Origin of the sequence: Burkholderia lata (assembly GCF_902499335.1) — a bacterium.
Classification (GTDB): Bacteria; Pseudomonadota; Gammaproteobacteria; order Burkholderiales; family Burkholderiaceae; genus Burkholderia; species Burkholderia lata_B.
In genome coordinates this window covers 97,244-117,493 of the sequence record NZ_CABVQK010000007.1, presented here as the reverse complement: position 1 = coordinate 117,493, position 20,250 = coordinate 97,244, and the positions used below count along the sequence as shown (strand labels likewise).

Sequence of the window (20,250 nt, the reverse complement as noted above, 5' to 3'; positions counted from 1 at the left end):
TTCTTGGTTGGGTGTCGGTATTTTGGGGCTTTTTTGAGGTTCGCTTGCGTTTGGCGTGAAGCACCCGTGGTCTTGTCGGTCTATTAGCGTCGCCCCTGCGCGGGGCAGCGGTTACTTTTCTTTGTCTTGCCAAAGAAAAGTAACCAAAAGAAAGGCGCCCGGATAACGCATGACCTCCCGGTGCCATGGTCGTCAGAGTGGTTCGCACCTAAGTGTCCGCGCCAGTCAGGAACGCGGAGTGGTTCGAGCAATGGTTCTGACACCCCCCACTACCCACCAGAGCGGTATACCGCCCGCTAGCTCCGCCCTCGCTTCGCTCGGCCGACAGGGACACCCCCTCCAGTAACACTTGCGGTCAATCAGTTCGAGAAATCACGGGCAAGCACCCCGAATTCTGAAAATCAAGGCGTGCCCTCATTCCCAACGAAAAAGGGCCGCAGCACTCACGCACTCACGACGTTATCAAGCACTCACCGATGGCAAGCAGTCCGATAGGTACGAATGGTGTGAGTAAAGAGGGTTGCGTGGTTTGCTGATGCGGCGCCGCCAGAAGCACGTGAGCGCATGCGATGCGAAGTGAAGTACCTTGCAGCCGAGCGTAGCGAGGATGGAGCTGGCGGGCGGTATACCGCTCTGTTGGGTAGTGGGAGGTGTCAGAACCATTGCTCGAACCACTCCGTGTTCGTGACTGGCGCGGACACTTAGGTGCGAACCACTCTGACGACCATGGCACCGGGAGGTCATGCGTTATCCGGGCGCCTTTCTTTTGGTTACTTTTCTTTGGCAAGACAAAGAAAAGTAACCGCTGCCCCGCGCAGGGGCGACGCTAATAGACCGACAAGATCACGGGTGCTTCACGCCAAACGCGAGCGAACCACCCAAAAACAAAACCAAAACCAAAATCAATCCTTAGCACCGCGCTCAACAAGCGCGCCCCCCCGAGGCTCCCCGCCGCCGCCAGTCTGCTTCTCGAGCCAGGCTCGCCGATCCTCCCGAGGCGTCACCCCAAACCTTTCGCGGTACGCATTAGAAAAATGCGCGGCAGAAGAAAACCCACAGGCGAGACTGACTTGAACAACCGACTTGCTGGTCCGCTGCAACTGAGTGCGAGCCTTGAGCAACCGGAGATTGAGGTAATACTTGGAGGGCATCGCCCCGAGATACTGTCGAAAGAGCCGCTCCAGTTGCCGGCGTGAAACGCCAACGAGCTCGGCGATCTCATCGGTGGTCAACGGATCCTCGACATTCGCTTCCATCAACAGCAAAGCATCATTCAACCGAGGATGCCGCTCGCCCGGCGCAGTAACGAAAGGAATCCGCTGCCGTTCCTCGCCACTCCGCAACGTCCCGGCCCCAAGCGCATCGGCGATCCTCTCCGCGAGGTCAGGCCCATGTTCCCGGCCAATCATGGCCAGCATGAAGTCAACAGTAGCCTGCCCACCCGCACAGGTAGCCCGATCCCGATCGATCTCGAAGATCTGCTGCGTGACGATCGACCGCTCGAACTGTTCGGCGAACTGCTGATACGTCTCCCAGTTCACGCTCACGCGATACCCGGAAAGCTGCCCGGCCATCGCGAGCCACCACACGCCGTGGTGAATGCCCGTGACGATCGGCGTCCGCTGCCCCACCCTCGCGAGACTCGCGAGAAACAACCGATAGTCGGCAAACTGCTGAAACCGCTCGGACACGACGATCACCCAGTCACACGCGATCGCATCGTTGAACGCCGCATCGGCATGCCAGTGCGCGCCGCCGGCGAGCGGCACGGGCCGCCCGTCCCACGAACACACCTGCCAGCGATACAGCAGCCGCCCGTCGATTTCGTTCGCGAGATTCAGCGCATCGACGATCGGACCCACGCCCGACATCGACACGGGCGGCAATGCAACGATCGCCACCTGCGTCGTGCGGGTGGCGCCTGCGGGACGAGACACCGGTACCACGGTTGAAACCTGTCCTGTCGCGTTACTTGAGACTGCCCGACAGGAACTGCTTCAGCCGCTCGCTCTGCGGACGTACCAGCACTTCCTTCGGATCGCCCTCTTCCTCGGTCCGCCCCTGATGCAGGAACATCACGTGGTTCGACACGTTACGGGCAAAACCCATTTCGTGCGTGACGACGATCATCGTGCGACCTTCCTCGGCCAGCTTCTGCATCACCTTCAGCACTTCGCCCACCAGCTCCGGGTCGAGCGCCGACGTCGGCTCGTCGAACAGCATCACGTCCGGATGCATCGCCAGCGCGCGTGCAATCGCCACGCGCTGCTGCTGGCCGCCCGACAGGTGCGACGGATACTGCTTCTCGACGCGCGGCGCGAGGCCGACCTTCTCCAGGTATTCGCGCGCACGCTCCTCGGCTTCCTTCTTCGAAATGCCGAGCACGTGCAACGGCGCTTCCATCACGTTCTCGAGCACGTTCATGTGCGCCCAGAGGTTGAAGTGCTGGAACACCATCGCAAGCTTCGTGCGGATGCGCTGCAGCTGCTTGTGATCGGCAACTTCAAGCGCACCGGCACGGTCGGTCTTCGTGCGCACGGCCTCGCCGTCGACGACGATCTGCCCCGCATTCGGCCGCTCGAGAAAATTGATGCAGCGCAGGAACGTGCTCTTGCCCGAGCCGCTCGCACCGATGATGCTGATGACGTCGCCGGCCTTCGCGTTCAGCGATACGCCCTTGAGCACTTCGTTGTCACCGTAGCGCTTGTGGATGTCGAGCGCCGCAAGCTTGGCGGCTGCGCTCGTTTGAGTGATCTCGGCCAACTGGCTCTCCTCGAAGTGATTCAATGACGGGCGGCCGCGAGATACGCAAGCCAGTGGCGCTCCGCGCGGCGAAACGCCGCGACGAGTGCGAACGATACCGCAAGATAGATCAGCGCGGCGATTCCGAACGACTGGAACGCCATGTAGGTCGCGGAATTCGCGTCGCGCGCGACCTTCAAGATGTCCGGCACGGTCGCCGTGAATGCGACGGTCGTCGCGTGCAGCATCAGGATCACCTCGTTGCTGTACAGCGGCAGCGCGCGGCGCAGCGCCGACGGCAGGATCACGCGGCGGTACATCGTGAACGGCGACATCCCGTACGCCCGCGCAGCCTCCACTTCACCGTGCGGAATCGCGCGGATCGCACCCGCGAAGATCTCGGTCGTGTACGCGCAGGTGTTCAGCGCGAACGCGAGAATCGCGCAGTTGAAACCGCTACGGAAGAACGCGTCGAGCAGCGAATGCGAACGCACGAACTCGAGGCTGTACATGCCCGTGTACAGCAGCAGCAACTGCACGTAGAGCGGCGTGCCGCGGAACACGTACGTGTAGAACCGCACCGGTGTCGACACCCACTTGTTCTTCGATACGCGCGCAACTGCGAGCGGCACCGCGCACACGAAGCCGAGCGAAATCGACGCGACGAGCAGCCACAACGTCACCGCGAGGCCGGAGAGGCGCTGGCCGTCCCAGTAAAGGAACGCCTGGCCGAATTCCTGGAGAATTTCGATCATAGATCTGCGTGCCGCACGCCCATGGAATAACGCTTCTCGAGCTGGATCAGCACGAGGTTGGAAACGGTCGTGATCGCGAGATAGATCAGCGCCGCGACGAGGATGAAGAAGAACATGTTGAACGTGCTCTTGCCGGCGTCCTGCGCGGCCTTCACGACGTCCGCGAGGCCGATGATCGATACCAGCGCGGTGGCCTTCACGAGCACCTGCCAGTTGTTCCCGATCCCGGGCAGCGCAAAGCGCATCATCTGCGGAAACATGATCCGGACGAACACGCGCATCCCGCTCATCCCGTAAGCCGCGCCGGCCTCGAGCTGGCCGCGCGGCACCGACAGGAACGCACCGCGGAACGTCTCGGTGAAGTACGCGCCGTAGATGAAGCCGAGCGTCAGCACGCCGGCCACGAACGGGTCGATGTCGATCTGGTCCCAGCCGACGAAGTCGGTGAACTGGTTCAGCCAGATCTGGATGCTGTAGAACAGCAGCAGCATCAGGACGAGATCGGGCACCGAGCGGATCAGCGTCGTATAACCGGTCGCGATCGCTCGCAGCACCCGGTTGTGCGACAGCTTCGCCACCGCGCCGATCAGCCCCAGCGCCACCGCAGTGGCGAGCGACAGCACCGACAGCTCGATGGTCTGCACGGTGCCGGCCCAGAGGACAGGACCAAAGCCGTAAAGGAACACGCGCGTCTCCAGAGTTGGAATGGATGCCGACGCGTATGCCTGTCCCGCGCCGGGCTGACGCGGATAGTCGCAAGCGAAATTGATTGTCTCAAATCACCTTGCCCGTGATTGCTGCGTCGCAGCAATCCGTTTCGCCATTTGCAACTATGGCCTACATCGCTGTTTCAAAAGGAAAAAAGCCGCTCCCTGACAACCGGATAACCGGCAGGGAAGCGGACTTTTTGCAATTTTCCGGTCGCTTTTTCGATATAGCGCCGAAGACGGTTGCGGCTGTGCTTACCGCCCCTTCAGGATGTCGGAGCGCGAAGTCGTATAGACAAGCCCGTCCGGGCCGAAATGGACGTTGAAGAACGCGTCGGTGTTGACGCCGTCCTCGAGCCAGCGCCAGCTCCAGACTATCTCGGGCTTGAGCGGATACTGCGCGATGTCGCCGGGCTTGCCGAGCAGGCGCCGCACCTCGTCCTCGTTCATCCCCGGGCGCACCTTCGCGAAATTCTCGGCGGTCAGCACCTGCGTCGCGCCCGTGTAGCGGCCGTTCGCATCGAGATCGACGAACCACGTCTGGTTGCCCATCGGGCCGCGCGGGTATTCGAGCCGCTTCGAACCGTCGGTGAAGTCGCGCTCGGTCTCGGGCTTGCCCATCGTGCCGCGCACGTCGGCCTCGGTCGATTCGCCGACCTTCAGCCCCTTCAGCAGCAGCGGCGCGGGCTTGATCGCGTTGAAGAAGTCCCTGATACGTTGCACGTCGAGGTTGCCTTGCTTGTCGTCGCAGCCGGTCAGCGCCAGCGCGGCGGCCAGCATCGTCACGGGAAGCAGCCGGAAACGGAAATTCATCGGAAGAAATGCGCGTCGAGAAAACACGCGGCAAGGATACCCGTGCGACGCCAAAAGCGCGAGACGGGCGCGCGGCCCGTCTCGTATTCAATGCATCGTTTCGGTTTCAGTGTCGGCCACGCGGCTCGCCGCTTGCGGCGCGCGCGGCACGGCCGGCGGCGCACCGATGCGCCGCCGCGTGCGCACGAGTTCGGCCAGCTGCCACGAACCGAGCGCCAGGCAGCCGAACAGCACCTCGCGGCCACGCTTGACCAGCGCGAGCGACAGCGCCGTCTCGCGATCGACGCCGAACATCTGCGCGAGCAGCACGACGGTCGCCTCCTGCACGCCGAGGCCGCCCGGCACCATGAACGCCGCATGGCGCACGGCCTGCGCCATCGCCTCGATCGCGATCGCACCACCGATCGACACCGGATGGCCGAGCAGCGCGAGCGCCCAGTAGATCTCGAGCGCACCGAGCACATAGCCGGCCAGCTGCCAGAAGAACGCGCTGAACAGCAGGCCCGTGCGCGACATCAGCCCATCGATGTCGGCATCGAGCCGCTTGCCGTCGACGCCCTGCAGCAGCCGGTGCGAATCGCCGAGCAGGCGGCCCGCGAAACGCTCGATCGCATGGAAGATCCCGCCGCGGCGCATCAGCACGACGCCGAGCACCGGCAGCGGCAGCGTGAGCAGCAGCGCGAGACCGATCGTGCCGCCGCCCATGCTGTCCGTCGTCGCAAGCAGCAGCACGAGGCCGAGCGCGGCGAACGCATACTGAACGACGATCGTCACGAGCAACTCGACGATCACCGATGCTGTCACGCCGCTCGCGTCGGGCACCTGCCAGCGCGCGAGGCGGATGCCGACGATCTCGCCGCCGATCCCGACCACCGGCAGCAGCCGGTTCACGGCCTCGCGCACGGTCGCGATCCACCACAGGAATGGCAACGACGAGCGCTTGTCGAGCAGCAGGTGCCACGCGTACGCGTCGAGCAGCAGCGGCAGCGCATGGAACGGCACGAGCCACAGCAGCGCATAGCCGGCGCGCGCGAGCATCTGCGTCACGTCGCCGACGCCCTCGTGCAGCCCCAGCGCGAGCAGGATGCCGATGCCGAGCGGCCAGCCGAGCCACTTGATCCACTTCATCATGATGGCTGCGCTCCCGGTGCGCGCGACGCGTGCGCGCCGCGCCGTGCCGCGGGCTGGCCGAACACGTCGGCAAACCCGCCGGTCGCGACGTCCGCGGCCTTCAGCGCGGCCGCGACGCGCGGCGACAGCAGCGCATCGAGTTCGTCGACCGGACGGTAGCCGGCCATCGTCGGCGTGATCGGGCCGTCACCGGCCTCGGCCGGATGGCAGTAGATCTCGCCGACGCCCGACGGCAACTTCGCAATTGCGTCGAGCAACACGGCCTCGTCCATCGCGCCCGTATGCTCGATCCCGACCACGTAGTCGTTGTGCGCGAGCCCCGCGCGGTCGAGCCGCGCGCGCACGAGCGCGATCCACGGCTTGAGCAGTGCGGGCGCGCTCGTCTCGTACGGCAGCCGCACCGCGCGCAGCCCGTAGTCGCGGCCGATCTCGATGATCATCGACAGCACGGTCGGATGCAGGTGGAAATGCTTGTGCGCGTTCACGTGGTCGAGCGGCAGGCCGCTCGCCGCGAACGCGTCGAACTGCGCGCGAATCTCACGGCGCAGCTGCGCCCGCACGTGCGGCAGGAAGAAGAAGCGGCAGCCGTCCTTCGCCATCGCATCGCCGAAGCGCCCGTCGGGGCCGACGAGCGCGGGAATCTCATGCGCGGGCAGCGTGGCCGGCCCGTCCGCGAGGACGAGATGCAGGCCGACCGCGAGCGACGGCAGCCGCCGCGCGCGCTCGATCGCATCCTGCGCGGCGCTCGCGCCGACCATCAGGCTGGCGGCGTTCAGCACGCCGTCGCGGTGTGCGCGCTCGACCGCCGCGTTGACGCGCGGGTGCAGCCCGAAGTCGTCCGCGGTGAAGATCAGCGCCCGCGCCGCCCGCTGCGTCGCCACGAATCAGGCCTCGTGGGCGCGCAGGAAGCGGAAGAACTCGACGCCTTCGCGCAGGCGGCGCTTCATCATGTCCCAGCTCGTCAGCATCTCGCGCACGATCTCCCAGATCTTCGACGGACGGAAGTAGAACTGGCGATAGAACTGCTCGAGATGGTGATAGATCTCGTCGCGCGACAGGTGCGCATAGCCGATCGCCGCGAGCTGCACGCCTTCCTTGCTCACCAGGTTGATGGTCTTGTTCTCTTCCATCCAGCCGTTTTCCACGGCCTGCTTGTAGAGCGTCGTGCCCGGATACGGCGCGGCGAGCGACACCTGGATCGTGTGCGGATTGATTTCCTTCGCGTACTCGATCGTCTTCTTGATGGTCTCCTGCGTCTCGCCCGGCAGGCCGAGGATGAAGGTGCCGTGGATCTTGATGCCGAGCTTCTTGCAGTCCGCGCTGAAGCGGCGCGCGAAATCGGTGCGCACGCCCTTCTTGATGTTCACGAGGATCTGGTCGTCGCCGGATTCGAAGCCGACCAGCAGCAGGCGCAGGCCGTTTTCCTTCAGGACCTTGAGCGTCTTGTACGGCACGTTTGCCTTCGCGTTGCACGACCACGTCATGCCGAGCTTGCCCAGGCCGATGGCGATGGCTTCAGCGCGCGGCAGGTCGTCGGTGAAGGTGTCGTCGTCGAACATCAGTTCCTTCACTTCCGGCATGTTGTCGCGGATCCACTTCGCTTCCGCGATCACGTTCTCGACCGAGCGCGTGCGGTAGCGATGGCCGCTGACCGTCTGCGGCCACAGGCAGAACGTGCAGCGCGACTTGCAGCCGCGGCCCGTGTAGATCGATACGTACGGATAGTTGAGGTAGCCGATGAAGTAGTTGTCGATCTTCAGGTCGCGCTTGTAGACGGGCGCGACGAACGGCAGTTCGTCCATGTTCTCGAGGATCGGACGCGCTTCGTTGTGCTCGATCGAGCCGTCCTTCGCGCGCCAGCTCAAGCCCTTGATCTCCGGGAACGGCTTGCCTTCGGCGATTTCCTTGCAGGTGTAGTCGAATTCCTCGCGGCACACGAAGTCGATTGCCTCGCTCGCCGTGAGCGAGTTGTGCGGATCGACCATCACCTTCGCGCCCACCATGCCGACCAGCATCGACGGCTTCATCTTCTTCAGGTCCTGCGCGAACATCGCATCGGTCGGGAACGACGGCGTGCTCGTGTGGATGATCACGAGATCGTAGTCGTTGGCGATCTTCAGCGTTTCCTCGACCGACAGGCCGTCGGCCGGCGCGTCGACGACGCGGCTGCCCGGCACGAGCGCTGCCGGCTGCGCGAGCCACGTCGGATACCAGAAGGAACGGATTTCGCGCTTCGCCTGATAGCGCGAGCCGGCTCCGCCGTCGAAGCCGTCATACGAAGGGGCCTGCAAGAACAGCGTTTTCATGAATGCTCCGGTAGCCTGCATAGTTCGATTCGTCACAACGATTCAGTCAAAAAACCGCGGGCCGCCCTGCCGGCGCCCGCCTCTCTGTCATGTCGCGCCGCGCGGCCTCGCCGCGCAGCGCGTCTCGGCCCTCGGGCCGGGTACGGTCGGAACGGCCCTAGCGGCCGTCCACTGCTTCCACTGCCGCCGTCGCGCGTTCGCCGCCGACGACCGTCATCCTCGCGCCGCGCCACACGACGTGCGTGCCGAACACCGCTGCGAGCCACTCGAGCGCGAGCAGCGTGTCGCGCACCGCGACGAGCGGCAAGTCGCGCCAGAACGCACGCCAGCCGTCCTCGCCGCGCGCGTGCAGCACGAGCCGCCCGAACGCGCCCACCACGGCCGCCCAGCCCGCCAGCGAGCCGGCGAAGGTTCCGTCGAGCCGCAGCGCGAGCGCCGCGCCGATCGCGAGCCACGGCACGGTAAACGTAATGAACAGGAACGCGAAGCCGGCCGGGTTCAGCGAACGGATCGTGCGCAGCCAGCGCGTCTCGCGGTGCCACAGCGGCCCGAACGACGGCTCGATCACGTCGGTCGCGACCTCGACCTCCGACAGCACGGTGCGTCGCCCGAGGCGGCGCGGCAGCTCGGCCAGCCAGAAATCGTCGGCCAGTTCGTCCTTCAGCGCCGGAAAGCCGCCGATCCGGTCGAGCGTGTCGCGCGTCAGCGCGAGCGTCGCGCCGAAGCCGAAGCGGCTCGAGCGGCCGAGGTGCGTGATCCGGACCGACGGCGCGAACCATGCGTCGACGAACTGCGCGCCGATCCGTGTCCAGAACCCGCCGACGCTGCGCGCATGATACAGGCACGTGACGACACCCACCGACACGTCGGCGAGCGGCGCCGTCACGCGCTCCAGATAGTCGGGCTTCACCGCGATGTCGCTGTCCGCGATCACGATGCGGCCGTACTTCGCGCGCTCGGCGAGGTTGATCAGGTTGGCGACCTTCAGGTTCTTGCCGTGCACGCGCGCGTCGACCACGAGCGTGATGTCGCACTCGGGATAATCGGCGCGCAGCCGCTCGACCACGGCGATGGCCGGATCGGCCGCCGACGCGACGCCGAACAGCACTTCATAACGCGGATGGCGCTGCTCGCAGAACGTCGCGAGGTTTTCGTACAGGTGCGGCTCCGCGCCGCACAGCGGCTTGAGCACGCTGACCGGCTCGAAGCCGTCGCGCATGGCCGTGCGCGGCGTACGCGGCCGCGGCGCGAACGCGGCGACGACCGCATAGCCGGCCGCGGCCAGCGTGAAGACGATCAGGAGCCAGTCGAGCATCGTTGCGGTTGCCGTCATGCGCGACGCCTCCCGGCGACCTGAACGCCATGGAGAACGCGTGAGCGTGATTGAGCATGATTCGGTATTCCGACAACGACGAACGCGGGCACGACCCGACTCCTTGTTCCAGCAGCGTCTGTGTATGAGGGAGGCTCGACCCATTCTTCGGGTATGGCCATGCCCGGCTTCGCGTGGTGCATCTCCGCGCGACGCCCGGACGGGATACGGGAAGACTCGTATGGCTACCTTCGGCACAACATGGGCAGGCGCCGGATTTTAGCAGCCTGCGGCACCCCGCGCTCGGCACTACGAGAAACGGACTGGTGCAATTTCGGCAAAGCTGCGCAGTCGGCAAACCATTTGGGCACACCGGCGTTTACGTTAGCGTAAGCGGTTTGCAGGCGTATTGCAGTCTTGAAAATCAAACGTTTCGTGCAAATTTGTATGTCGATGCGGATTCACGCCCAATCGCCGTAAAGATTGGTAATTAATCGGCGATTAGATCGATTTTTGCAACGACCCATGAATTCGACCCGGCATCCCTGAAAGGCGCATGGTTATCGGGCCGCCCCCAGCACGTTCCGGAACCCTTTGGCAAAATCCTTGGCATTTGTTGCGTAAGTGCATCACCCCGCTCCCCCGTTCGAAGGCCAACCGATGACTCCGTTTTCCGTACTCGATCTCGCCCCCATTCCGGCCGGCGCCGACGCCTCCCAGGCATTCCGCAATACCGTCGATCTCGCACAACATGCGGAACGCTGGGGTTACCAGCGCTACTGGCTCGCCGAGCATCACAACATGCCCGGCATCGCGAGCGCGGCAACGGCCGTCGTGATCGGCCATGTCGCGGGCGCCACGCGGACGATCCGGGTCGGCTCGGGCGGCATCATGCTGCCGAACCACGCACCGCTCGTGATCGCCGAGCAGTTCGGCACGCTCGCGTCGCTGTATCCGGGGCGCATCGACCTCGGCCTCGGCCGTGCGCCCGGCACCGACCAGACCACGTCGCGCGCGCTGCGCCGCGACCTGATCGGCAGCGCCGACTCGTTTCCGGATGATGTCGCCGAGCTGCAGCGCTACTTCGCGGAGCCGGTGCCCGGCCAGCGCGTGCGCGCGGTACCCGGCGCAGGGCTCGACGTGCCCGTGTGGCTGCTCGGCTCGAGCCTGTTCAGCGCCCAGCTCGCCGCGATGCTCGGGCTGCCGTTCGCGTTCGCGTCGCACTTCGCGCCGGATTACCTGATGCGCGCGCTCGAGATCTATCGTGCGCAGTACCGGCCGTCGGCCGCATGGCCGAAGCCGCATGCGATGGTCGGCGTCAACGTGTTCGTCGCCGATACCGACGACGAGGCGCGGCGCCTGTTCACGTCGCTGCAGCAGCAGTTCATCAATCTGCGGCGCGGCACGCCGGGCAAGCTGCCCCCGCCCGTCGACGTGCTCGAGGCGAACGAGCTCGAACTCGCGACCGTTGCGCATTCGCTGTCGTTCGCGGCGGTCGGCTCGCGCGACACGGTGCGCGACAAGCTGCGCGACCGCATCGCGCAGACGGGAGCCGACGAGCTGATCGTCACCGCACAGATCTACGACCACGCGGCACGGCTGCGCTCGTTCGAATTGACCGCGCAGATCCGCGACGAACTCGCGAGCGAAACGCGCTGACGGCGCGCGCCCGGGCCGCCTGCGGCCGGCCCCGCATCACTGCGGGTGCACGGCCTCCAGCCCGTCGAGCAGCGCCTTGTGGAACGCGTCCGGATCCTGGATCTGCGGCGCGTGCCCGAGCGCCGGGAATTCGACGAGCTGCGCACCGGGAATCGCGGCCTGCGTGCGCTTCGCGAGTTCCGGGTAGCGTCCGAGCTTCGCATGCACGTCGGGCGGCGAGACGTCCTTGCCGATCGCGGTCGTGTCCTTGTCGCCGATCATCAGCAGCGTCGGCACGCGGATCGCGCCGAGTTCATAGACCACCGGCTGCGTGAGGATCATGTCGTAGATCAGCGCGGAGTTCCACGCGACCGCGTCGCGACCGGCGCCACGGTACATCCCGGCCAGCATCTGCACCCAGCGCTCGTACGACGGCGACCACTTGCCCGCGTAGTACGTGCCCTGCTCGTAGCGGCGGATGCCGTCGGCCGTGGTCTTCAGTTCGCGCGCATACCAGTAGTCGACCGGCAGCGGCGGCACGCCGAGCGCCTTCCAGTCCTCGAGGCCGATCGGGTTCACGAGCACGAGCTGGTCGGTCGCCTTCGGGTACATCAGCGCGTAGCGCATCGCGAGCATCCCGCCCGTCGAGTGGCCGACGATCGTCGCCGACTTCACCCCCACCGATTCGAGCAGTGCGTGCGTGTTGCGCGCCAGCTGCTGGAAGCTGTACTGGTAGCGATCGGGCTTCGACGACTTGCAGAAACCGATCTGGTCCGGCGCGATCACGCGGAAGCCCGCGCGGCTCAGCACGCCGATCGTGTCCTCCCAGGTCGCCGCGCAGAAGTTCTTCCCGTGCAGCAGCACGACGGTGCGGCCGTTCGGGTGCGCGGGCTGCACGTCGAGGTAGGCCATCTCGAGCGTTTCGCGCTGCGACACGAACGTGTACAGATGCACGGGCGCCGGATAGTTGAACCCTTCCAGGCGCGGGCCATACACGGGCCCGTCGTTGCCGGCGGGCGACGCGGCGGCGGCCACGGCAGGCATGGCGCACGCGGCGGCAACACCCGCGCCGAGCACGACGGCGCGCGCGGCAAACAACATCTTGCGAATCGAAAGCATGGCGATCACGGTAATTGGAGATGCACGCGGGCAGCCGGGCCGCCTCGCGCCCCGCGATTCTACGCGGTCGCGCTGACGACGGCGCGCAACACTCCGGGGCCGCGCGACTTCCGCGCGCGTGACGAACTCGGGTATCGTGTGACGTGACCCTGAAACGCGTGCAGGCGATTCCCATGAAAAACGTCCTCAGCATTCAGTCGCACGTCATCTACGGCCATGCCGGCAACAGTGCGGCCGTGTTCCCGATGCAGCGCCTCGGCGTCAACGTCTGGCCGCTCAATACCGTCCAGTTGTCGAATCACATGCAGTACGGGAACTGGGCCGGCAGCGCGATCGATGCCGCGAAGATGGAGCAGCTCGTCGACGGCATCGCCGCGATCGGCGCACTCAAGCGCTGCGACGCCGTGCTGTCCGGCTTCCTCGGCTCGCCGCCGCAGGCGCGTGCAGCCGTCGAGATCGTCCGCTCGGTGAAGGCGATGAACCCGAACGCGTGGTACTTCTGCGATCCGGCGATGGGCCAGACAGGCGGTATCCGGCCCGAACCCGGCGTCGAGGAATTCATGGTCCAGGAGATGCCGGCGCTCGCGGACGGCATGTCGCCGAACCACACCGAACTGCAGAAGCTCGCCGGGCGGCGCATCGAAACCGTCGCCGAAGCCGTCGAAGCCTGCCGCTCGCTGATCCGCCGCGGCCCGCAGATCATCCTCGTCAAGCACCTGCACGACCGCAACAGCCCCGCCGATCGTTTCAACATGCTCGCCGTCACCGAAACCGAAGCGTGGATCGGCCAGCGCCCGCTGTATGCATTTCCACGCCATCCGGTCGGCGTCGGCGACCTGACCAGCGCGATCTTCGTCGCATGCCGCCTGCGCGGCGACTCCGTGCGCGCCGCGTTCGAGCACACGCTCGCGGCCGTGCATGCGGTCGTGAAGGCCACCTATGATGCGCGCCGCTACGAGCTCGAACTCGTCGCCGCGCAAGACGAAATCGCGCGCCCGAGCGAATGGTTCGGCGCGTGGGTCACGGACGCCTGACATACCGGCGTCGCCCTTCGCTTCACCGGCGCGCATCCGGCGCCGTACCGCGTTCCCGCCTCATCCCCGCCGCACCGCGACCGCTGGCGACATGTACCCCGACGCTGCCTCGATACGGCTTCGATGCAGATGCAAACGTTTCCGGACTTCACATGAATGACACCGATTCCTCGCTATGCTCGCGGCGGCACGACCCGGCGCAGCCGCATCCTGCGACCCGGGCGCGCCCTTCCAGCAGGTCCCGCCAATCGGCTCCCCCCTTTACCGCACGATAACGACCATGACCCGATCGAACCGTCGTGACTTCCTGCGCGTCGCTGCCGGCACCGCCGGCGCCGCCGCGCTGAACCTGTTCCCGCCCGTGATTCGCGATGCGCTTGCGATTCCCGCGAACCGCCGCACCGGCACCCTCCGCGATATCGAACACATCGTGATCCTGATGCAGGAGAACCGCTCGTTCGACCACTACTTCGGCACGATGCGCGGTGTCCGCGGCTTTGGTGACCCGCGCCCGCTGCGCCTCGCGAACGGCAAGTCGGTGTTCCACCAGCCGGTCGGCCCGGCCGAGCTGCTGCCGTTCCATCCGGGCGCGGACAAGCTCGGCCTGCAGTTCCTGCAGGACCTGCCGCACGGCTGGCAGGACATGCACGCCGCATGGAACAAGGGCCGCTACGACCAGTGGGTGCCGAACAAGGGCACCACGACGATGGCGTACCTGAAGCGCGACGACATCCCGTTCCACTACCAGCTCGCCGATGCGTTCACGATCTGCGACGCGTACCACTGCGCGATCCCGAGCTCGACCGACCCGAACCGCTACTACATGTGGACGGGCTACGTCGGCAACGACGGCACGGGTGGCGGCCCGGTGCTCGGCAACGAGGAAACGGGCTACGGCTGGACGACCTATCCGGAAGTGCTGGAGAACGCCGGCGTGTCGTGGAAGATCTACCAGGACATCGGCACCGGCCTGAACGCCGCCGGGTCGTGGGGCTGGACGCAGAACCCGTACATCGGCAACTACGGCGACAACTCGCTGCTCTACTTCAACCAGTACCGCACCGCACTGCCCGGCACGCCGCTGTACGACAAGGCGCGCACCGGCACCAACATCAGCGCGGGCGGCACGCTGTTCGACGTACTGCAGCAGGACGTGAAGAACGGCACGCTGCCGCAGGTGTCGTGGATCTGCGCGCCGGAAGCGTATTCCGAGCACCCGAACTGGCCGGCGAACTACGGCGCGTGGTACATCGAGGAGGTGCTGAAGGCGCTCGTGTCGAATCCGGAGGTGTGGAGCAAGACCGCGCTGTTCATCACGTACGACGAAAACGACGGTTTCTTCGACCACGTGCAGCCGCCGTTCGCGCCGCAGTCGCGCGACAACGGGCTGTCGTCGGTCGCGACGACCAACGAGGTGTTCCCGGGCGACGCATCGCACATGGCCGGCCCGTACGGGCTCGGGCCGCGCGTGCCGATGCTCGTCGTGTCGCCGTGGACCAAGGGCGGCTGGGTCTGCTCGCAGACCTTCGATCACACGTCGCTGCTGCAATTCATCGAAGCGCGCTTCGGTGCGCGGTATCCGGTCAAGGCAGGCAACATCTCGCCGTGGCGTCGCACGGTGTGCGGCGACCTGACCGCCGCGTTCGATTTCGCGACGGCCGACGCCGGCTGGCCGACGCTGCCGGATACGAGCGGCTATGCGCCGCCCGACCGCCTGCGCCACCCCGACTACATCCCCGTGCCGCCGGTGCTGCAGAAGCTGCCGAAGCAGGAGGCCGGGCTGCGGCCGGCGCGCGCGCTGCCGTACGAGCTGTTCGTGCACGGCCGCGTCGAATCGGTGAACGGCCTGTTCCGGCTGACCTTCGCGAACACGGGCCGGGCGGGCGCCGCATTCCAGGTGCAGTCGCGCAATCGCCTCGACGGCCCGTGGGCGTACACGGTCGAAGCCGGCAAGCGGATCGCCGACACGTGGAGCGCCGCGGCGTCGCTCGGCCTGTACGACCTCGACGTGTACGGCCCGAACGGCTTCTACTGCCATTTCCGCGGCCCGTTCGCGACCGGCGTCGGCAGTGCGAACGTGAACCCCGAGGTGGTCTACGGCTACGACGTCGCGAACGGCAACATCACGCTGCGCCTGATGAACCGCGGCCACAAGGCCGTGCGGCTCAAGGTCACGAACGCGTACGGCCACGGCCACGCGCGCACGTTCGACCTCGCGCCGGGCCAGCAGATCGACGACTACTGGGATCTGCGCGGCAGCCACGGCTGGTACGACCTGACCGTCAGCGACGGCCGGCTGCTCGGCTTCCTGCGCCGCTTCGCAGGCCACGTCGAGACGGGCCGCCCGAGCACCAGCGATCCGCTGATCCGCACGCACGCATCGCACGACGATGCCGAAGCCGCATCGGACGCACTGTCCGACTGACGGTGTCCCGTGCGCGGCGCGGCCCCGGCGGGCCGCGCCGCCTCCCTGCCCCTCCGTCGCTCCCCCTCCTCTGCGCCCGCTCCGTTCGCGACGGGAAACTCCCGATACCGGCTGCCGCCGCCCGCGCGGAAGCTATGCGCAAATCCGCACCGAATGCGCGGCAAATTGCCAAGACCCGGGCATATCGGCGACCTATATATCGAGGCGATCGGGGCTCTTCGCGGAGCCTGACGGGAGATTCTTCCGAGGATCACGATGCCGACCTCCCCGCCCGATTCCGAGAAGCGGTCGAACCGCCCGCCCGTCGCACATGTCCGGCCAGTCTGGGCATGTGCGGTACTCACTCGCAGGTATCGAACAAGAGGAACAACATGAAATTCCGTCATTCCCTGCTGTCGGTGTCGGTTGCATCCGCGCTTGCCCTCCTCTCGCAACAGGCGGCCCAGGCCGCCGATACGACCGATGTGAAGGTCGGTTTCGCCGCGCCGCTCACGGGCGTGAACGCCGGCTACGGCAAGGACCTGCAGAACGGCGTGCAGCTCGCGCTCGACGACGCTGCCGCGCAGAAGGTGCAGATCGCCGGCAAGCCCGCGCACTTCAACCTCGTCGTGCAGGACGACCAGGCCGACCCGCGCATCGGCGTGCAGGCCGCGCAGGCGCTCGTCGACCAGAACGTGTCGGTCGTGGTCGGCCACTTCAACTCGGGAACGACGATTCCGGCCTCGGTCGTCTACGACAAGGCCGGCATCCCGGTGATCGATCCGGCCGCGACCAACCCGACGCTCACCGCGCGCGGGCTCGCGAACATGTTCATGGTGATCGCGACCGACGGCCAGAACGCCGGCAACGCGGGCAAGTACGCGGTCGACGTGACGAAGGCCAAGCGCATCGCGATCATCGACGACCGCACTGCGTTCGGCCAGGGTGAGGCCGACGAGTTCGAGAAGGCCGTGAAGGCCGCGGGCGGCAATCTCATCGGCCGCGAGTTCACCAGCAACCAGGCGGTCGACTTCCGCGCGCAGATCACGAGCCTGAAGGCCAAGAATCCCGACCTGATCTTCTTCGGCGGCCTCGACTCGCTCGCCGCGAACTTCATCAAGCAGATGCGCCAGCTCGGGCTGAACGCGCAGTTCGTCGGCGGCGGCGGCGTGAAGGACAATGAGTTCATCAAGATCGCGGGCCCGGCCGCCGAAGGCGCGATGGCGTGGGAATACGGCCGGCCGCTCGACGAGTTGCCGCAAGGGAAGGATTTCGAACAGCGCTTCAAGAAGCGCTTCGGCGTCGACGTGCTGTCGTACGCGCAGTTCGGCTACGACGCGGCGTGGGCGGCGATCAAGGCGATGCAGACGGCCGGCTCGATCGATCCGAAGGTCTATCGCCCGGCGCTGAAGAAGGTCGACTTCGAAGGCGTCACCGGCCGCATCTCGTTCGCGAACGACGGCTCGCTGAAGAGCGGGATGTCGACGCTGTACCAGGTGAAGAGCGGCACGTGGAAGACGATCACGACGAAGGGAGGCTGATCGGCGGTGCCGGAGGCCGGCGGCGGAGACGCCGCCCGGCCCCGGTGATCGATGAAGGGATATCGATCTCGTATGACGACTGATGTTGGCGCGATGCGAGCGGGCAAGCGGCAACTCGGGCCGCGCCGCTCGGCGCGTCAGCTGGCCTGCGTGTCGCGCTCGGCCTCGGCCGCCTCGTGCGCGCGGCGCAGCCGTTCGCGGCTGTTGGTGAGGTGCGTGCGCATCGCGGCGCGTGCGGCCTCCGGGTCGTGGCGCGCGATCGCCTCGTAGATATCCTCGTGCTCGTGGTTCAGCCGGCCGACGTACCGCTCGAGATCGTCGCCGGCAAAGCGGGCCGAATTCACGCGCGTGCGCGGGATGATCGACGTGCCGAGCTGCGTCATGATGTCGACGAAATAACGGTTGCCGGTGGATTGCGCGATCTGCAGGTGGAACTGGAAGTCGAGCTGCGCGGTGTCGCGGCCGCCGCCCGCCCCCGTGGCGATCGCGTCGAGCGCGCGCCGCAGCGCGGCCAGGTCGGTATCGTTCGCGCGTTGCGCGGCGAGGCTCGCGCATTCGCTTTCGAGGCTGATGCGCAGTTCCAGCACCGCGAGCACGTCGCGCAGCGTCGTGATCGTCGCCGGGTCGATGCCGAGCGTCTGGCGGCGCGACGGCTCCAGCACGAAGCTGCCGATGCCGTGGCGCGTCTCGACGAGACCGCTCGCCTGCATCCGCGAGATCGCTTCGCGCACGACCGTGCGGCTCACGCCCTGCGCCGCCATGACTTCGGTTTCGGTCGGCAGCTTGTCGCCGGGACGCAGCGTGCCGTTTTCGATCTGCGCGGTCAGCGCGTCGACGACATCTTGTGCGAGGCTGCGTGCGCGACGGCGCGGCGCTGCGGGAAGCGTAGGCACGGACATGAGGCCGGTTCCTTTTTGAATGATCGTAATGTGAGCCGAGGGTTTACGCGGGGTTTGAGCGAAAGCCGATGATTCATTATACTGCGTCACAAGTCATCCGACGACTGATGATCGAAACACGGATCTCCTGTCGACTCAAGCGAGCATTCCAGCGGCGCCTGGTCCCATGCCTTACGATCAGCCAGCGTTCGCGTTCTGCGCTTCGCTGGTCAGGTTGTCGCTCCCACCCCGTTTCGGGTTGCGTCGACCTGCGGGGCTTGCGCGCCGCGCATGTCGGTTGTCGAATGATCGCACCTCCCGCCGCGCGCGGCAAAGCTTTTGCCGCACGGCATTGCCCACTCTTTCGCCATCGCCGCCCATGAACGCCGTCACTGCCTCGCCCTCCCACGACACGCCGCGCATCGTCGATCTGCAAGCGATTCCGGTCGCCGGCCACGACAGCATGCTGCTCAACCTGAGCGGCGCACACGGCCCGTTCTTCACCCGCAACCTCGTGATCCTGAAGGACAGCGCGGGCCGGACCGGCGTCGGCGAAGTACCCGGCGGCGAAAGCATCCGCCGCACGCTCGACGATGCACGCGCGCTCGTCGTCGGCCAGCCGGTCGGCAATTACCACGCGGTGCTCAACGACGTGCGGCGCACCTTTGCCGACCGCGACGCGAGCGGCCGCGGGCTGCAGACCTTCGACCTGCGCACGACGATCCACGCGGTCACCGCGCTCGAAGCCGCGCTGCTTGACCTGCTCGGCCAGCATCTCGGCGTGCCGGTCGCCGCGCTGCTCGGCGAGGGCCAGCAGCGCGAGCGCGTCGAAATGCTCGGCTACCTGTTCTACGTCGGCGACCGCACGAAGACCGCGCTCGCCTATCGCGACGGCAGCGGCGCGACCGACGACTGGACGCGCGTGCGCGACGAAGCCGCGCTGACGCCCGAGGCCGTCGTGCGGCTCGCCGAAGCGGCGCATGCGCGCTACGGCTTCAACGACTTCAAGCTGAAGGGCGGCGTGTTCGAAGGCGCGAGCGAGATCGAGGCCGTGACGGCGCTCGCCGAGCGCTTCCCCGACGCACGCGTGACGCTCGACCCGAACGGCGCATGGTCGCTCGACGAGGCCGTGCGCCTGTGCCGCGACCAGCATCACGTGCTCGCCTACGCGGAAGATCCATGCGGCGCGGAGAATGGCTACTCGGGCCGCGAGGTGATGGCCGAATTCCGTCGCTCGACGGGGCTGCCGACGGCCACCAACATGATTGCGACCGACTGGCGGCAAATGGGTCACGCGGTGCAGTTGCAGGCCGTCGACATCCCGCTCGCCGATCCGCACTTCTGGACGATGCAGGGCTCGGTGCGCGTCGCGCAGATGTGTCGCGACTGGGGCCTCACGTGGGGCTCGCACTCGAACAATCACTTCGACGTGTCGCTCGCGATGTTCACGCATGTCGCGGCCGCCGCGCCGGGCCAGGTCACCGCGATCGATACGCACTGGATCTGGCAGGACGGCGAGCGTCTGACGCGCGAGCCGCTGAAGATCGAGAACGGGCTGGTGGAGGTGCCGAAGCGGCCGGGGCTCGGCATCGACATCGACATGGATGCCGTCGCGGTCGCGCACGAGCTGTACAAACAGCACGGGCTCGGTGCCCGCGACGACGCGGCGGCGATGCAGTACCTGATTCCGGGGTGGACCTTCAACAACAAGCGCCCCTGCCTCGTGCGCTGAGCGCGCGACGAACCGGGCGGCAGGATCGCCCGGTTGGGCCGGAATCGAGAGAAGCGAGCGGCCTGCGGCCCGTCTGAGGGATGCCAGGAGGAAGACGCTGCGCGCGTCGAACGGGATCCGGATGATGGTGGCGGTAGC

16 protein-coding genes are annotated in these 20,250 nt (G+C 66.5%); 5 read left to right on the top strand and 11 right to left on the bottom strand.

Annotation, left to right across the window (positions count from 1 at the left end; all coding sequences use genetic code 11):
* Positions 1–902: 902 nt before the first annotated feature.
* From BCO18175_RS18615 to hpnI, 9 genes are all read right to left on the bottom strand, one after another.
* Positions 903–1,946 carry a GlxA family transcriptional regulator gene (locus BCO18175_RS18615; protein ID WP_174973175.1) on the bottom strand — a complete coding sequence of 348 codons (1,044 nt, stop codon included), beginning with the start codon at positions 1,944–1,946 and terminating at the stop codon, positions 903–905.
* 22 nt (positions 1,947–1,968) lie between these two features.
* A complete protein-coding gene (locus BCO18175_RS18610) occupies positions 1,969–2,763 on the bottom strand; it encodes an ABC transporter ATP-binding protein (RefSeq protein ID WP_174983076.1) in 795 nt (264 codons plus the stop codon).
* Between the two features lie 20 nt (positions 2,764–2,783).
* On the bottom strand, positions 2,784–3,497 hold the full coding sequence (locus BCO18175_RS18605) for an ABC transporter permease (RefSeq protein ID WP_011351456.1): 714 nt from the start codon (positions 3,495–3,497) through the stop codon (positions 2,784–2,786).
* Entirely contained in the window at positions 3,494–4,183 is a 690-nt protein-coding gene (locus BCO18175_RS18600) for an ABC transporter permease (RefSeq protein ID WP_174918700.1), read from the bottom strand. The genes BCO18175_RS18605 and BCO18175_RS18600 overlap by 4 nt, the downstream gene beginning before the upstream one ends.
* A 276-nt stretch (positions 4,184–4,459) precedes the next feature.
* The gene (locus tag BCO18175_RS18595) at positions 4,460–5,017 is read right to left on the bottom strand and encodes a hypothetical protein (RefSeq protein ID WP_011351454.1); all 558 of its coding nucleotides are present in this window, start codon (positions 5,015–5,017) and stop codon (positions 4,460–4,462) included.
* A gap of 87 nt (positions 5,018–5,104) precedes the next feature.
* On the bottom strand, positions 5,105–6,148 hold the full coding sequence (locus tag BCO18175_RS18590) for a lysylphosphatidylglycerol synthase domain-containing protein (protein ID WP_174983074.1): 1,044 nt from the start codon (positions 6,146–6,148) through the stop codon (positions 5,105–5,107).
* Positions 6,145–7,029: a hopanoid biosynthesis-associated protein HpnK gene (hpnK, locus tag BCO18175_RS18585; RefSeq protein WP_174983073.1), complete on the bottom strand. Its 885-nt coding sequence runs from the start codon at positions 7,027–7,029 to the stop codon at positions 6,145–6,147. The genes BCO18175_RS18590 and hpnK overlap by 4 nt, the downstream gene beginning before the upstream one ends.
* Before the next feature lie 3 nt (positions 7,030–7,032).
* Complete coding sequence (gene hpnJ / locus BCO18175_RS18580; protein ID WP_368035917.1) at positions 7,033–8,475, bottom strand: hopanoid biosynthesis associated radical SAM protein HpnJ; 1,443 nt, start codon at positions 8,473–8,475, stop codon at positions 7,033–7,035.
* 136 nt (positions 8,476–8,611) lie between these two features.
* Positions 8,612–9,787 (bottom strand): bacteriohopanetetrol glucosamine biosynthesis glycosyltransferase HpnI, encoded by a 1,176-nt coding sequence (gene hpnI / locus BCO18175_RS18575; protein WP_174983071.1) that lies wholly within the window; start codon positions 9,785–9,787, stop codon positions 8,612–8,614.
* A 639-nt stretch (positions 9,788–10,426) separates the two neighbouring features.
* On the opposite strand from hpnI, the gene BCO18175_RS18570 reads away from it, so the two are divergent.
* Positions 10,427–11,425, top strand: coding sequence for an LLM class flavin-dependent oxidoreductase (locus BCO18175_RS18570; RefSeq protein WP_046545272.1), 999 nt, complete (start codon positions 10,427–10,429; stop codon positions 11,423–11,425).
* 36 nt (positions 11,426–11,461) lie between these two features.
* Here the strand turns inward: BCO18175_RS18570 and BCO18175_RS18565 are convergent, their stop codons facing one another.
* Positions 11,462–12,523, bottom strand: a complete 1,062-nt coding sequence (locus BCO18175_RS18565; protein WP_174983069.1) for an alpha/beta fold hydrolase — start codon at positions 12,521–12,523, stop codon at positions 11,462–11,464.
* A gap of 173 nt (positions 12,524–12,696) precedes the next feature.
* Here BCO18175_RS18565 and pdxY point away from each other — a divergent pair, with 173 nt between their 5' ends.
* The 3 genes from pdxY to BCO18175_RS18550 all read left to right on the top strand — a co-directional run bounded on the left by pdxY (position 12,697) and on the right by BCO18175_RS18550 (position 17,502).
* Positions 12,697–13,557, top strand: a complete 861-nt coding sequence (gene pdxY / locus BCO18175_RS18560) for a pyridoxal kinase PdxY (protein ID WP_174918692.1) — start codon at positions 12,697–12,699, stop codon at positions 13,555–13,557.
* Positions 13,558–13,837: 280 nt separating this feature from the next.
* Positions 13,838–15,982 carry a phosphocholine-specific phospholipase C gene (locus BCO18175_RS18555; protein WP_174983067.1) on the top strand — a complete coding sequence of 715 codons (2,145 nt, stop codon included), beginning with the start codon at positions 13,838–13,840 and terminating at the stop codon, positions 15,980–15,982.
* Positions 15,983–16,353: 371 nt separating this feature from the next.
* Entirely contained in the window at positions 16,354–17,502 is a 1,149-nt protein-coding gene (locus tag BCO18175_RS18550) for a branched-chain amino acid ABC transporter substrate-binding protein (RefSeq protein ID WP_174983065.1), read from the top strand.
* 137 nt (positions 17,503–17,639) lie between these two features.
* On the opposite strand, the gene BCO18175_RS18545 is transcribed toward BCO18175_RS18550, so the two are convergent.
* Entirely contained in the window at positions 17,640–18,401 is a 762-nt protein-coding gene (locus BCO18175_RS18545) for a FadR/GntR family transcriptional regulator (RefSeq protein WP_089450172.1), read from the bottom strand.
* Positions 18,402–18,759: 358 nt separating this feature from the next.
* Here BCO18175_RS18545 and gudD point away from each other — a divergent pair, with 358 nt between their 5' ends.
* Positions 18,760–20,112, top strand: coding sequence for a glucarate dehydratase (gudD, locus tag BCO18175_RS18540; protein ID WP_174983063.1), 1,353 nt, complete (start codon positions 18,760–18,762; stop codon positions 20,110–20,112).
* Positions 20,113–20,250: the final 138 nt, after the last annotated feature.